Here is a 14,450-nt window from a genome sequence, read left to right as displayed (position 1 = left end):
CGCCGCCCTCGGTGAAGGGGCCGCCGAACGGGTAGCCGGCGACGACGCCCCTGTCGCCGACGCCCGGCGAGGCGGCGACGGTCAGTGGTGCGGCCCGCAACCCGCGGACCGCGATGATGGCGAGGTCGCGCTGCGGATCGAAGAAGGTGACGCGGCCGGTGAGCGCCTGCCCGTCGGGGGAGAGCACCACCGGTTCCGTGACCCCGGCGACGACGTGGGCGTTCGTCAGGACGCGGTCCGTCGCCACGACGAAGCCGGAACCGGACTGCTCCTGGTTGCATCCCGGGGCGCGGCCGGTGATCTTCAGCACGGAGGCCGCAGCGGTGCGCAGCCCGGCCGTCTGCGCGACACCGGGGACGGAGGTGTCGCCACCGGTGCCGGTGCCGAGCGAGATGCCGAGCTGCGGGATGCCGCTCGACAGCACCGTCGACCGCAGCTGCGCGAGCGCGCTCGCGACCGGCGCCGGCGTGGCGGTGTCGATCGCGCGCAGGACCACGGATGCCGCGACGGGCTGCGCGACGTACGGCACGCCGAGGGAGACGGCGAGCGAGGCGATGACCGAGATCGCGAGCGCGCTGACGATCAGCTGCGCCGCAGCGCCGAGCAGGCGGTCGATCGGCCCGAGGGGACTGCGCCGGAGGACGCCGCCGATCGCGGCGCCGATGCCGGACCCGACGGCGTGGCCGAGGATGACGAGCACGACCGCGGCGACGATCGTCGCGACGACCTTGCCGGTCTCGTCCGGCACCAGCGAGCCGATGAGCGGCGACAGCAGCGCCGCGGCGATCCCGCCCGCGATGATGCCGACGATGGCGCCGATGCTGCGCACCAGGCCGAGGCGGTAGCCCTGCACCAGGTAGCCGAGCAGCACCAGCGCGAGCACGATGTCGAGCACGACGGCCATGCCGCACCTCCCCTTCTCAGCGGATCCGACCGTAGAGGACACGGCGGACACCGGGCCGGCGCACGGCATGCGTCTTCAGGATCCCCTCAGTGCCATCGAGGTCGGCGCTGTCGGGATCGGGGCCGGGCGGAGGAGGAGCACGGGGCTTGCTAGACTCTCGGCCGCCGTGAACCGGCCGCGGTCAGAGATCGTCGCACGCATCCCGCGTCCGACACCGCGCAGCGAGCAGAAGAGGGGTTCCCCATGGCGTTGGACGCTGAGGTCAAGAAGGCGATCATCGCGGAGTACGCGACGCACGAGGGCGACACCGGCTCGCCCGAGGTCCAGATCGCGATGCTGACGACCCGCATCAAGGATCTGACCGAGCACCTGAAGGTGCACAAGCACGACCATCACTCCCGTCGCGGTCTGCTGCTGCTGGTCGGCCAGCGCCGGCGGCTGCTCGGATACCTGCAGGACGTCGAGATCGCGCGCTACCGGACGTTGATCGAGCGCCTCGGGCTGCGCCGCTGAGCGCGTCGCCCCGACCATGAAGGAAGCCCCCTCCGATCTTCGGAGGGGGCTTCCTTCATCGGTACGGTCGGTACCGGACTCAGGCTGCGGCGCCGAACGCGTTCTGCCGCGGCAGCACCGCGTCGTCGTCGATCTTCTGGTCGGCTGCGACCCTGGCACCGGCGCCGATGGAGGCGCGGGCACCGATCTTCGTGTGGCTGCCCACGCGGACGCCCTCGCCGACGATCGCGGCGGCACCGACATGGACCGCGGCGCCGATCTCGGCGTGCGGGCCGACGACGGCCTCCCGGTCGACCCAGCTGCCGGAGGCGATCCTCGCGGCCCGGCCGACGCGGGCACCGGACTCGATGTAGACGGTGGGCGCGATGAACGCGGTGGGGTCGACGGACGCATCCGTTGCGACGAGTCCACGTCCGTTGGGGTGACGGCGGTACCGGGTGACGGTACCGAACTCGTCCTCGATCTCTTCTGCGATCCTCGGGGTCCTGCGTTGCATGATCTACACAACGTAGAACATGCCCCCGTTCATTCCCCGACCGCGCCCCCTTTCTGGCTGAGAATCCCATAAGAGCGGTACTCGCGCCAGAATGGTGCGGTGCTGTTCCGACGCGGTGGCGGAGACCCCGACTTCCCGAAGGGCGACCAGGGACGCGGGTCGCTGGGCGACTACAAGTTCGACCTGATGCCGTCGAGCAAGAACGTGACGATCCGGCTCGCCGGCAGCGATCCGCACCAGGAGGTGCTGAGCGGCATCGCGCAGGCCGCCGGGGTCGAGACCGCGATCGCCCGCCGCACGGACGAGGAGGAGCGCACGGACGCGCCGATCGTGGTGCGCCTGTTCGCGAACGGCCGGATCGTCGGCCCGGTCGGCCGCGTGCCGCGCGGGCTCGAGGGCCCGGTCAACGAGGCCCTCAGCCGCCTGGACCTCGCGGGCAGGAAGCCCCGCATCCCGGTCGAGGTGGTGCGCACGAAGGACGGCTGGCGGGTCGACCTGCGGATGGGCGACACCCGCTGACCTGCTCACCAGCGGCCCGGCGTTCAGGCCCGCAGGCGGAGGATCGACGCATGGACACCATCCGACTCGGCGATGCCGGTCTCGCTGTCAGCCGCGTCATCCTCGGCTGCATGAGCTACGGGACGCCGGACCGCGGCGGTCACCCCTGGAGCATGCCGCTGGACGACGCGCGGCCCTTCTTCCGCCGGGCGATCGAGGCCGGGATCACCACCTTCGACACGGCCAACGTGTACTCCGACGGCACGAGCGAGGAGATCACCGGAGCGCTGCTGCACGAGTTCGCGAAGCGGGACGAGGTCGTGCTCGCGACGAAGGTGCACGGCCGGATGGGCCCCGGCCCCAACGGGTCCGGGCTGTCGCGCGGCGCGATCATGACGCAGATCGACGCCTCCCTGCAGCGCCTCGGGACCGACTACGTCGACCTGTACCAGATCCACCGGTTCGACCCGGAGGTCCCGATCGCCGAGACGATGGCCGCCCTGCACGACGTCGTGAAGGCCGGCAAGGCCCGGTACATCGGCGCCTCCTCGATGTGGACGTGGCAGTTCGCGGAGATGCAGCACACGGCGGACATCGAGGGACTCACCCGCTTCGTGTCGATGCAGGACCAGTACTCGCTGCTGCAGCGCGAGGAGGAGCGGGAGATGCACCCCTACTGCCAGAGCAGCGGCGTCGGCGTGATCCCGTGGTCGCCGCTCGCCCGCGGCAAGCTGACCCGCGACTGGGACGACGCGACCGCGCGCAGCGAGACCGACGAGTTCGGCAAGACCCTCTTCAAGCCCGAGCAGGACAGGGGGATCGTGGAGGCGGTCGCCCGGGTCGCTGCGGACCGCGGCGTCTCCCGCGCGCAGGTCGCGCTCGCCTGGGTGCTGGCGCAGCCCGCCGTCACGGCGCCGATCGTGGGCGCGACGAAGGCGCAGCACCTCGAGGACGCGATCGCGGCGGAGGCGCTGGAGCTGACGGAGGACGAGCTCGACGCGCTCGAGGACGCCTACGTGCCGCACGCCCCCAGCGGGTTCTGACCGGCGCCGCGGTGACGCCCGCCTCGCGGCTGCTGTTCTGGATCAAGGCCGCGTTCGTGGGCGACGCGGCGATCGCGGCGTTCGGGGGGATCCTCCTCGCCATCGGGAGCGAGACGGCGGCCCTGGCCGTGTTCGCCTTCGTCCTGGTGCGGGCCGCGCTGGGCGTCGCGGCACTGCTCATCGCGATCCGCGCGCTCGAGCGCCGCGACCCGAACGACGACCGCCCCTCCTCCGTCCGCTAGGTCTCCGCCGGTCGAGGGGTGTTCACGGATCAGGGGATCCGGTGGCGCGGAGCGCCCCGGATCCCCTGATCCGTGAACACCGATCCGCTCAGTCCGGGTCGGAGGGATCCAGGGGGGCGTGGTGGTCGAGGCCCGCCTCGCCGCGCTTCCAGTAGCCGTGCAGGGAGAGGTTCGGCTTCGGCAGGCCGAGGGCCTTCAGGTGCCGGCGGACCGGGACGAGCGCGGCCGACTCGCCGGCGGCCCAGACGAAGGTGTCCTGGTCGATGTCCTGCGCCTGCACGGTCTCCAGCAGGTCGTGCCCCGCCTCCAGCACCTGCACGATCGCGGCGCCCGCCTCGGTCTCGTCCAGGTAGTCGGGTGTCGCGCCGCCGAACAGCAGGACCCGCGTGGAGGGCTCGCCGTCGAACGCGCGGATCCAGCGCCGCAGCGCCGGCAGCCCCGACGGGTCCGCGATCAGCACCGCGTTGCGGAAGCCGGAGGGGGCGAGCTTCGACCCCCGGGGGCCGCCGAACTCGATCTCGTCGCCCTCCGCCGCGGTCGACGCCCACGCGGTCGCGGGCCCGTCGGTGCCGTGCACGACGAAGTCGATGTCCAGCTCGGGGCCGCTCGACGCCCCGAGCGGGCGGAACTCGCTCGGCGTGTAGTCGCGGCCGACCACACCGTCGGGACCGGTGAAGAACAGCTTCACGTGGTCCTCCGGACCGAGGCTCGTGAACCCGGCCAGATCCTCCCCGCCGAGCGTGATCCGCAGCAGCGGCGCCGGCAGCTGCTGCCGCCCGATCACCGTCACCCGGCGGCGTCGCAGCTCGTGTCGGACCGCCTCGCGGGTCCGCGGGATGGAGGAGATCGGGAAGGTGCGCATCGCCCGATTCTGCCCGCCGCGAGGAATGCGATCGTCCGGCGGCCGGTTGCCACCTCCATGCCGCAACTCACCCTGTCGGTGCTCGACCTCGTCCCCGTTCGCGCGGGCCAGACCTCCGCGGACGCCGTCGCCGCGTCGATCGCACTCGCCGAGCGGGCGGACGAGCTCGGGCTGCACCGCTTCTGGGTCGCCGAGCATCACAACATGCCCTCGGTCGCCTCCACGAATCCGCCCGTGCTGCTCGGCGTGCTGGCCGGCCGCACGCGCAGGATCCGGCTCGGCTCGGGCGGCGTGATGCTGCCGAACCACGCGCCGTTCGTCGTCGCGGAGCAGTTCGCCGTGCTCGAGGCCGCAGCGCCCGGGCGCATCGATCTCGGCATCGGCCGCGCGCCCGGCTCCGATCCCGTCATCACGGCGCTGCTGCGGTCGAGCGGTCACACCAGCGACGTCGACGCGTTCCCGAACCACATCCGCGACATCGAGGCGCTGCTCAGCCCCCAGGGCGCCGGGCTGCGCCTCTCGTCGGGCGAGGAGTACGCGGTCAGAGCGACGCCGAACGCGGCCGGGACGCCGGAGCTGTGGCTGCTCGGCTCCTCCGACTACTCCGCGCAGCTCGCCGGACGGCTCGGCCTGCCCTACGTGTTCGCCCACCACTTCTCCGGCGAGGGCACGGAGCGCTCGCTCGGCCTGTACCGCTCCAGCTTCGAGGCGTCCGAGCACCTGTCCGCACCCCGCGCCCTGCTGACCGCGAACGTCGTCGCCGCTCCGTCCGCCGACGAGGCCGTGCGGCTCGCCCTCCCGCAGCTGCAGCACATGGCCAGGCTCCGCACGGGCACGCCGCTGACCGCGCTGGACACCGTCGAGGCCGCGCAGGCGGCCCACGTCACCCAGGCGCAGCACGACCTCATCGAGGCGATGCGCGCCCGCTGGTTCATCGGGGAGTCGGGCGAGGTCGCCGAGCGCCTGGCCGCGTTCGCCGACCGCTACGACGTGGACGAGGTGATGGTCAGCCCGTCCGCGGGCGCCTCCGCCGCGGATCCGATCGATCGCGCACCCGCCAGGGAGCGCACGCTCGAGCTGCTCGCGGCGCACCTGCCGCAGGGCGTGCTCGCCGCCGCCTGAGTGCGCCGAGCACCCCCACGCCGACGTCGCGGAACGCGACGGCCTCCGATGGCGCCTAAAATCGAGGGTTCGCCGAATCGGGGAGGGGTCGTGGACATGTACTCGGATCTCGATGTCGCGCGCATCACCGGCCCCGCCGGGTTCGCCCGCGCGGACCAGTACCAGCGCGAGGGCCGCGTCTCCGACGTGCGCTGGAGCACCGACAAGACGACGCTGACCGGACGGGTCCGCGGGTCCGAGCACGCCCGCTACTCCGCGCGGGTCCGCCTCCGCCCCACGCCCGACGGACCCGTGCCGATCTCCGGGCGCTGCGACTGCCCGGTCGGCTCCGACTGCAAGCACGTCGGCGCGGTGCTGCTCGAGGGCAGGCGCGGCGCACCGTCGGCACCCGCCCCGACGGTCGCGGACGCCCTGTGGCGGCGGACGCTCGACCCGATCCTCGACGGGCTCGACACGGACGAGTCCTCCGCGATCCTCGGGCTGGTCTTCGAGCTGCAGCAGTCGGAGCAGCCCTGGACCGGCTCCCGCCGCACCGCCCCGCGCGAGCGCCCGGCCGTGGTCGGTGTCCGCCCAGTGGTGCTCGGGTCCAACGGCCGCTGGCGGCGCACCGGCGTCTCCTGGCGCACCGTCACGAACGAGTGGTCCGTGCACGAGTACGACGATGCGCAGACGCGGATCCTCCGCGAGGTGCACCGCCTCCTCACCGCCGGCCCGTCGTCCCTGACCCAGGACACCTGGCTGCAGCTCGGCGGCGCCAGGACCACCGCGCTCTGGCCGCTGCTGAAGGAGGCGGAGGAGCACGGCATCGGGCTCGTCACCGGTGGGAAGACGCAGACCCCGCTGTCGATCAGCGCCGATCCGGTCACGCCCGCCGCCGACCTCGTCCGCACCGCGACCGGGCTGTCCCTCGCCCCGCTGCTCGTGCACGGCGATCCCGCGACCGGCGCCGCGCTCGCGCCGCCGTTCGCGCTGATCGGCGACCCCGGCATCGGCGTCGCGACCTGGGAGCAGGGCGAGACGCTCGCCGATGCCGAGATCGCGCTCGCCCCGTTCGCCGAGCCCCTGCAGACCGCCGCGCACGCCTTCCTCCGCCTCCCGGATCCGATCGAGGTGCCGGAGGAGGAGGAGCCCGACTTCCTCGCCCATCACTACCGCCGCCTCGCGAGCGTGCTGCCGATCGTCAGCCGGGACGGCAGCTTCTCGCCGCCGTCGCGGCCGGACGCGCTGCTCGAGCTGACGGTCGAGCACGGTTCGGGTGGGGCCGCCGGGCGCTGGTCCTGGCGGTACACGCTGCCGGGCGACGCGACCCCGCTCACGCTCGGCGGCGAGGAGGACGCGATCCGCGACCCGCTGCAGGAGCGCCGCATCGTCACCGCGCTGCGCACCGCGGGGCTCGACAGCGTGCGCACGCCCGAGCTGATCGGCACCCACGGGGAGCTCCGCGAGACGTTCGCCGTGCACGGCATGGCCGCCGTCGCCTTCGGGCAGGAGCTGCTGCCGGCGATCCGGGCGGTGCCCGGTGTCAGCGTGCTCGAGAGCGGCGAGCCGGTCGAGTACCGCGCGGCCGAGGCGACGCCCGTCGTCGCGATCGGGACCAGGGCCATCGAGGGCAGCCGCGACTGGTTCGACCTCGACATCGAGGTGCGGGTCGGTGGCGAGGTCGCACCGCTCGCCGAAGTGTTCCTCGCACTCGCCCGCGGCGACGACGCGATGGTGCTGCCCGGCGGGGTCTGGTTCCCCCTCGACGATCCGGTGTTCGAGCACCTCCGGGCACTGATCGCCGAGGCCCGCGAGCTGACCGACGACCCCAGGGCGCCGCTGCGCATCTCGCGCTTCCAGGGCTCGCTCTGGGAGGACCTCGTCGCGCTCGGGACCGTCGCCAGGCAGGCGGAGGCGTGGCGCCGCGCAGTCGAGCTGACCGACGGCTTCGCGGCCGACGGCCACGTGGAGCCGCAGCCGCTTCCGAACGGCTTCCTCGCCGACCTCCGGCCGTACCAGCAGGAGGGCTACGACTGGCTCTCCTTCCTCTACGACAACAAGCTCGGCGGCGTGCTCGCCGACGACATGGGCCTCGGCAAGACCGTCCAGTCCCTCGCGATGATCGGCAGGGCCATCGATCTGGCGGAGGCGAGGGGCGAGGAGCGCCCGCGCTTCCTCGTCGTCGCGCCGACGTCCGTCGTGCCGAACTGGATCGCGGAGACGAACCGGTTCCTGCCGCACCTGAAGGTCGTCGGCATCACCGAGACCGTGCGGAAGAGCAGGACGCCGCTGCCCGACACCGTCGACGATGCGGACATCGTCGTGACCTCCTACGCCCTGCTCCGGCTCGACACCGCCTCGTACGGCGGGATCACCTGGGCGGGGATGCTGCTCGACGAGGCGCAGTTCGCGAAGAACCGGCACTCCACGACCTATCAGCGGATCCGCGCGATCGAGGTGCCGTTCCGCCTCGCGATCACCGGCACACCGCTCGAGAACGACCTGATGGAGCTGTGGTCGATCCTGTCGATCGCCGCGCCCGGCCTGTTCCCGTCGCCGTCCGGCTTCCAGGAGCACTACGCGAAGCCGATCGAGAAGGAGGGGGACCGGGAGCGCCTCGTCCAGCTGCAGCGCCGGATCCGGCCGCTCCTGCTGCGCAGGACGAAGGAGCTCGTCGCCTCCGACCTGCCGCCGAAGACCGAGCAGGTCATCGAGGTCGAGCTCGGCAGGAAGCAGCGCGCCGTCTACGACCGGCACCTGAACCGCGAGCGGCAGCGCGTGCTCGGCCTGATCGGCGAGTTCGACCGCAACCGGTTCACCATCTTCCGGGCCCTGACGACCCTGCGCCAGGTCGCGCTCGATGCGGCGCTCGTGGACGCCGCCAACGAGGGCGTGCCGTCGGCGAAGCTCGACCTGTTCGACGAGCTGCTGGCGAACGCGCTGGAGGAGCACCACCGCGTGCTCGTCTTCAGCCAGTTCACGCGGTTGCTGGGCCGGGTGAAGGACCGGCTCGACACGGCCGGCATCGGCTACGCCTACCTCGACGGGTCCACGCGGCGGCGTGGCGACGCGATCGACCGCTTCCGCTCGGGCGAGGCCGACGTGTTCCTGATCTCGCTGAAGGCGGGCGGCTTCGGGCTGAACCTCGCCGAGGCGGACTACTGCATCCTGCTCGACCCCTGGTGGAACCCGGCGGCGGAGGCGCAGGCGGTCGACCGCGCGCACCGCATCGGCCAGACGCGCCAGGTGATGGTCTACCGCCTGGTCGCGAAGGACACGATCGAGGAGAAGGTGATGGCGCTGAAGGAGTCCAAGCGCGCGCTCTTCGACGCGGTCATGGACGGCAACGGCGCGGAGACCACCTCCTCGCTGACGGCCTCGGACGTCCGCGAGCTGCTCGCCTGACCCTCCTCCACCGAGGACAGTGCGATCTGCTGGAGCGCGTGGATCGGTCCCAGCAGCTAGACCAGCAGCCCGCCGATTGCGCCCGTGCTGCCGGCCGGTTCGACACGACGGGCGAGATCGGACGATGCGGGCGTCCGAACGCGCCCGGAACATCCGATCACGCCCGGATTCGCGGACGAGCCGGACTTCATGTCGCGCGGCCGGAGCCCGGGCTGTTCCGGACGGCGTCGTCGGGCCGCTCGCCGGACGACCGGACGCTCGAGTCGCATCCTGCCGTGCGATCAGCCGCAGCGGTCGGCGTGCCCGACGAGGACCTCGGGCATCGCATCCACGCCGTCGCCGACGTGGCGTCGTCGGCGACCGACGCGGACGAGCTGCAGCGGTGGGCGAACGAGCGGCTCGATCCGGAGAAGCGCATCGATTCGCTGGAGGTGGTCCGCGAGCCGCTCCGCGACGACGCGGGCAAGCTGCGCCGCCGCGACTGGACCCCGCCCACCCCGTGAGCACCTCCACTCTCCGTTTTGTAGGAACGACCGTCCTACAAAACGGAGCGTCGGTTCCGCGGCACCGATCGGGTCCGCCGATCGCTCCGAACCTCCTGTCCACGCGGTCGGCGCGCGGGCCCACGTCTGGGGTGTCGGCTGAGCCCCGGAGAACCCACAGGAACGGATAGTCTGCGAACGATGAGCAGCCCCGCCCCCTTCGACGTCTCCGCGTACGTGCGGCAGCCGTTCGGACCGATGCGAGAGACCTTGACCGGTCTCGGCGCCGCGCTGCCCGCCGACCTCGCGGAGACGCTGCGCTACCTGCAGCGCCGGGCCCAGGGCACCGGCTCCTGGCTGTCCCACGTGCTGGTCACGGCGACCCACAAGGACGCGCGGATCACCGCGTTCCTGTCCACCTGGGCCTACGAGCTGCACTGGTTCGGCGATGCACTCACCGCGATCGCGGGTGCCGGACCGATGCCGGCGATCCGCCGCGGCATCGCGGTGAAGATCCGCGACCGCTTCGGCCCGTTGCGCGAGGCGATCGTCGCGAACCTCTACGGTCGCGCCCTCACGGGCGTGCAGATGACCGAGCGGCTCGTCGACGGCTGGATCGTGGACGCGATGCTCGAGCGCGCCCAGCACCTGGCGCCCGCCGCAGTCGCCGCGGACCTGGACCGGATCCGCGAGGGCATCGCCCGGCAGGGACGGTTCTTCGCCGAGTCCGCGACCGAGGCGCTGTCGCACTCCAGGGCCGCCCGGGTGCTCGCACGCCGGCGCCTGGCGATGCGCACCTGGCCGATCGGCGCGGACCACGAGCCCGCCGTCGCCACGGCGCGTGCGCTGCACACCCTCTTCGGGCCGGACCGCACGTGGGCCGCGGCAGTCGATTCCAAGGTCGACCTGCTCCCGGGCCTCGCCGGGCTCCAGCTGGTCCGTCGCGCCGTCCGCACCCCGGGTAGGCGCCCGCTCCGGCTCCCTCTTCGCGGCGCGCTGACCCGGCGCGCGGCAGCCTCTCCCGACCGGAAGGACGCGGCGCGCTAGCGCACGACCATGGCTTTCGACATCGACACCTTCGCCGAGACCAGCACGGCCGTCACCTGGGGCGACATCGACCTGGACGCGTTCCGGACCGACCCGCTGCCCGAGGCCTCCCTCCGCGCGCTGCGGTATATGTGCGACGTGGAATATCACACCGTCTGCTACCTGCGGGACATGCTCGTCACGCCATCCCACGGTGACGGCGAGGTCTCCACGTTCATGACGATGTGGAACCGGGAGGAGTACTGGCACGGTGAGGCGCTCGCCGCGGTCCTCAAGGTCCACGGCGTCACCGTCGAGTACGACCAGCTGAAGGCGAAGCGCATCAAGCTCGGCTGGCGCGACCGCATCGACCCGATCAAGCAGTCGCTCTACGGGAACATCGTCGGTAAGGACTTCGTCGCCACGCACATGTCGTGGGGGAGCGTCAACGAGCGCGGTGCCGCCGCGGCGTACCGCCGCCTCGCGAAGCTCGAGCCGCACCCCGCCCTCGCGCCGCTGCTGCAGCGGATCGCGGCGCAGGAGAGCCGGCACATCGCGTTCTACACGACGCAAGCGGTGAAGCGGCTCGAGGAGAGCGTGATAGCCCGCAAGTTCACGCGGTTCGCGCTGTCGAAGGTCTGGGGCCCGGTCGGCTCGACCATCGAACCCGACGAGGAGGTCCGGTTCGTCATGGGCTACCTCTTCGACGGCCAGGAGGGCCTCAAGGACGTCAGGAAGATGGACGAGGCGATCGCGAAGATGCCCGGGATGGCCGGCATCACGATCAACGAGAACGCGTTTCGAGCCCGCGGCCTCTACGCGAACCTCCCCCGCACCGCCTGACCTCCGCTAGCGGGGCCCACCGCTGCTAAAACCACGGAGCGCACCGTTGGATGAGCAGCGGTGGGCCCCGCTAGCAGGTGCGCGGGGGAGCGGGGCACCCCCGCGAATCGACTCCTCCACAGGGCGAGGTCGTGCGTCGGCCCGTGGAGTGGACCACGATCACCGGCGTGCAGAACCTCACCCTCATCGCCGTGGATCCATGGAAGCTCGAGATCATCACCGTCGTCCGCGGATCCCGGACCTCGACGGAGCGGGCGGCGATCAGCCGGGACGTCGAGCGCGGCCTGCTGATCCGCCTCTGTCCCGGCGCGTACGTCGAGCGGGGCGGATTCGCGACGTTGACGCCCGAGGAGCAGCACATCGTTCGCGTGCGGGCGATCAGCGCGGTGTCGTACGGCCCGGTCCTGGTCTCGCACTGGTCGGCCGGCGTCCTCCACGGGCTCCCGGTGCTTCGGTTCCGGTTGGCGAAGGTGCACATCACCGTGCCGGAGGACGACGACCGGCATCGCGACGGCGTCGTCACGCATCACTTCCTGGTCGATGACGGCGAGGCGTTCGAAGCGCACGGCCTCCTGATCACCGGGCTCGGGAGGACCGTCGTCGACATCGCGGGCGCGTCGCCGTTCGAGGAGGGCGTGATGGCCGCCGATGCTGCCTTGCTGGCGGGGGCACCGCGTGAGCAGCTCGAGGCCGCGGTCCAGCTGGCCGGGCCGCGCCGGGCGTCCCGGCGGATCGGCGACGTCGTCGCATTCGCCCACCCCGGAGCCGAGTCGGCCGCGGAGTCGCGCTTCCGCGTCACGTCGATGCGACTGGGGCTCGAGGTGCCCGAGTTGCAGCATCGAGTCGTCATCCGTGACGGCGAGGTCTTCCTCGACGGGCTGTACCGATCCGTGCACGTCGGCGTGGAGGTGGACGGCGACCAGAAGTACCGCGACGCTCAGATGGCTCCGGACGGGGCCGCAGCTGCGGTCATCAGGGAGAAGCGACGTGAGGACGAGGTCCGCCTCGGGTTGCGATCGCTGGCGCGAATCGGGTGGATCCAATCGGGGAGCACAACGGCTCTGCGCACGGTGCTCACCACGCTCGGCGTGCGTCCGACCCGACCCCGGACCCTGATCCAGGCGTACATCGAGGCTGCTCGACATGCGCGGCCACGGCTCCGCCCTCGTCGCACACCGGCCTAACGGGGCCGTCCGCTGCAGTTCTGACGGTGCGCACCGTCGCATTTGCAGCGGAGGGCCCCGTTAGCGGAGGAGAGGCGGCGCGATCAGCGGAGGAGGGGGCGCGGGGCGAGGGTGAAGCGCGGTTCGATGCCGAGCTCGGACACCTCCGCGTCGGTCAGCATGCGGCTGCGGATCAGGAAGCGCTTGCCCTCCGGCGCCTCGACGGAGAAGCCGCTGCCGCGGCCGTCGACCAGGTCGATCGTGATGTGGGTGAACTTCCACAGCTCGTACTGGGAGGCGGACATGTAGACGGCGACCGGGTCGATCCCCGCGACGTCGAGGTCGCCGAGGTGCACGTCGGAGGCGCCGGTGCGGAACATGCCGACCGGGTAGCACATGGGGCTCGAGCCGTCGCAGCAGCCGCCGGACTGGTGGAACATCAGCGCCCCGTGCTTCGCGGCCAGACCGCGCAGCATCTCCGCAGCGGCGGGCGTGACGTCGATCTTCGATGCGGCCATCTGGCTCCTCGGGTGGAGGGAGGGCCGCCGCGCGAGACGATGCACCGCGCGGCGGCCGGTCGGGTGATGCGGGATCAGAAGAAGCCCATCGGGCCTTCCGCGTAGGAGACGAGGAGGTTCTTCGTCTGCTGGTAGTGGTCGAGCATCATCTTGTGGTTCTCGCGGCCGATGCCCGACTGCTTGTAGCCGCCGAACGCAGCGTGCGCCGGGTACTGGTGGTACGTGTTGCACCACACGCGGCCGGCCTCGATCGCCCGCCCGGCCCGATAGAGCTGCGAGCCGTCGCGGCTCCACACGCCCGCGCCGAGCCCGTAGAGGGTGTCGTTCGCGATGGAGATCGCCTCGTCGAACCCGTCGAAGGACGTCAGCGCGAGCACCGGGCCGAAGATCTCCTCCTGGAAGATCCGCATGTCGTTGGTGCCCTCGAAGATCGTCGGCTGCACGTAGTAGCCGCCGGCGAGGTCACCGGGCAGCTCCGCACGCTCGCCACCGATCAGCAGCTTCGCGCCGCCCTGCTTCCCGATGTCCATGTAGCTCAGGATCTTCTCGAGCTGGTCGTTCGACGCCTGCGCGCCGATCTGGGTGGAGACATCGAGCGGGTTGCCCTGCTTGATGCCCCTGACCCGCTCCACACCGTCGCCGACGAACCCGTCGTAGATCGACCTGGCGACGAGGGCCCGGGAGGGGCAGGTGCAGACCTCGCCCTGGTTGAGGGCGAAGAACGAGAACCCCTCCTGCGCCTTCTCGTAGAAGTCGTCCTTCTCGCGGGCGACGTCTTCGAAGAACACGTTGGGGCTCTTGCCGCCGAGCTCGAGCGTGACCGGAATCAGGTTCTCGCTGGCGTACTGCATGATCAGGCGGCCGGTCGTCGTCTCGCCGGTGAACGCGATCTTGCGGATGCGCGGGTGGGAGGCCAGCGGCGCACCGGCCTCGAAGCCGAATCCGTTGACCACGTTCAGCACACCGGCCGGGATCAGATCCTTGATCAGGTCGAGCAGCAGCAGGATCGACGCGGGTGTCTGCTCCGCCGGCTTCAGCACGACGCAGTTGCCCGCGGCCAGCGCCGGTGCGAGCTTCCACGTCGCCATCAGGATCGGGAAGTTCCAGGGGATGATCTGGCCGACCACGCCGAGCGGCTCGTGGAAGTGGTACGCGATGGTGTCGTGGTCGATCTCGGACACCCCGCCCTCCTGGGCGCGCAGCGCGCCGGCGAAGTAGCGGAAGTGGTCGATCGCGAGCGGGATGTCGGCCGCGAGGGTCTCGCGGACCGGCTTGCCGTTCTCCCACGACTCGGCGACGGCGATCGCCTCGAGGTTCGCCTCCATGCGGTCGGCGATGCGGGTGAGCATCAGCG

General features: G+C 71.7%; 15 protein-coding genes. 10 read left to right on the top strand and 5 right to left on the bottom strand.

What is annotated here, in order from left to right; genetic code table 11:
• The coding region (locus ACFE67_RS09575; RefSeq protein WP_375406649.1) for a MarP family serine protease at nucleotides 1-904 on the bottom strand (904 nt) is incomplete at its 3' end.
• A 243-nt stretch (nucleotides 905-1,147) separates the two neighbouring features.
• On the opposite strand from ACFE67_RS09575, the gene rpsO reads away from it, so the two are divergent.
• Nucleotides 1,148-1,417, top strand: a complete 270-nt coding sequence (rpsO, locus tag ACFE67_RS09570) for a 30S ribosomal protein S15 (protein WP_375406648.1) — start codon at nucleotides 1,148-1,150, stop codon at nucleotides 1,415-1,417.
• Nucleotides 1,418-1,496: 79 nt separating this feature from the next.
• On the opposite strand, the gene ACFE67_RS09565 is transcribed toward rpsO, so the two are convergent.
• Complete coding sequence (locus ACFE67_RS09565) at nucleotides 1,497-1,913, bottom strand: transferase (RefSeq protein ID WP_375406647.1); 417 nt, start codon at nucleotides 1,911-1,913, stop codon at nucleotides 1,497-1,499.
• A gap of 99 nt (nucleotides 1,914-2,012) precedes the next feature.
• Between ACFE67_RS09565 and ACFE67_RS09560 the strand changes: the two genes are divergently transcribed.
• From ACFE67_RS09560 to ACFE67_RS09550, 3 genes are read left to right on the top strand one after another with little or no spacing between them, the layout of a single operon-like run.
• Complete coding sequence (locus tag ACFE67_RS09560) at nucleotides 2,013-2,432, top strand: hypothetical protein (protein ID WP_375406646.1); 420 nt, start codon at nucleotides 2,013-2,015, stop codon at nucleotides 2,430-2,432.
• A 50-nt stretch (nucleotides 2,433-2,482) separates the two neighbouring features.
• A complete protein-coding gene (locus ACFE67_RS09555) occupies nucleotides 2,483-3,454 on the top strand; it encodes an aldo/keto reductase (protein ID WP_375406645.1) in 972 nt (323 codons plus the stop codon).
• Nucleotides 3,455-3,465: 11 nt separating this feature from the next.
• On the top strand, nucleotides 3,466-3,696 hold the full coding sequence (locus ACFE67_RS09550) for a hypothetical protein (protein ID WP_375406644.1): 231 nt from the start codon (nucleotides 3,466-3,468) through the stop codon (nucleotides 3,694-3,696).
• Between the two features lie 88 nt (nucleotides 3,697-3,784).
• Here ACFE67_RS09550 and ACFE67_RS09545 read toward each other — a convergent pair whose 3' ends face one another.
• Entirely contained in the window at nucleotides 3,785-4,558 is a 774-nt protein-coding gene (locus ACFE67_RS09545) for a siderophore-interacting protein (protein ID WP_375406643.1), read from the bottom strand.
• Between the two features lie 57 nt (nucleotides 4,559-4,615).
• Between ACFE67_RS09545 and ACFE67_RS09540 the strand changes: the two genes are divergently transcribed.
• The 6 genes from ACFE67_RS09540 (at nucleotide 4,616) to ACFE67_RS09515 (ending at nucleotide 12,599) form a co-directional block, all read left to right on the top strand.
• Complete coding sequence (locus tag ACFE67_RS09540; protein WP_375406642.1) at nucleotides 4,616-5,680, top strand: LLM class flavin-dependent oxidoreductase; 1,065 nt, start codon at nucleotides 4,616-4,618, stop codon at nucleotides 5,678-5,680.
• Between the two features lie 96 nt (nucleotides 5,681-5,776).
• Nucleotides 5,777-9,064 (top strand): SNF2-related protein, encoded by a 3,288-nt coding sequence (locus ACFE67_RS09535; protein WP_375406641.1) that lies wholly within the window; start codon nucleotides 5,777-5,779, stop codon nucleotides 9,062-9,064.
• A 38-nt stretch (nucleotides 9,065-9,102) separates the two neighbouring features.
• On the top strand, nucleotides 9,103-9,567 hold the full coding sequence (locus ACFE67_RS09530; protein ID WP_375406640.1) for a hypothetical protein: 465 nt from the start codon (nucleotides 9,103-9,105) through the stop codon (nucleotides 9,565-9,567).
• Nucleotides 9,568-9,747: 180 nt separating this feature from the next.
• Nucleotides 9,748-10,593: a hypothetical protein gene (locus ACFE67_RS09525; RefSeq protein ID WP_375406639.1), complete on the top strand. Its 846-nt coding sequence runs from the start codon at nucleotides 9,748-9,750 to the stop codon at nucleotides 10,591-10,593.
• Nucleotides 10,594-10,602: 9 nt separating this feature from the next.
• Complete coding sequence (locus ACFE67_RS09520) at nucleotides 10,603-11,415, top strand: acyl-ACP desaturase (protein ID WP_375406638.1); 813 nt, start codon at nucleotides 10,603-10,605, stop codon at nucleotides 11,413-11,415.
• Nucleotides 11,416-11,546: 131 nt separating this feature from the next.
• Entirely contained in the window at nucleotides 11,547-12,599 is a 1,053-nt protein-coding gene (locus ACFE67_RS09515; RefSeq protein WP_375406637.1) for a hypothetical protein, read from the top strand.
• A gap of 83 nt (nucleotides 12,600-12,682) precedes the next feature.
• Here ACFE67_RS09515 and ACFE67_RS09510 read toward each other — a convergent pair whose 3' ends face one another.
• On the bottom strand, nucleotides 12,683-13,096 hold the full coding sequence (locus ACFE67_RS09510) for a DUF779 domain-containing protein (RefSeq protein ID WP_375406636.1): 414 nt from the start codon (nucleotides 13,094-13,096) through the stop codon (nucleotides 12,683-12,685).
• Nucleotides 13,097-13,170: 74 nt separating this feature from the next.
• On the bottom strand, nucleotides 13,171-14,450 hold a 1,280-nt coding region (locus ACFE67_RS09505), incomplete at its 5' end, for an aldehyde dehydrogenase family protein (protein WP_375406635.1).

Source organism: uncultured Amnibacterium sp. (assembly GCF_964244015.1).
Taxonomy (GTDB): Bacteria; Actinomycetota; Actinomycetes; order Actinomycetales; family Microbacteriaceae; genus Amnibacterium.
Note: the sequence above shows the minus strand (reverse complement) of the source record. Positions and strands in the feature narration are given on the sequence as shown.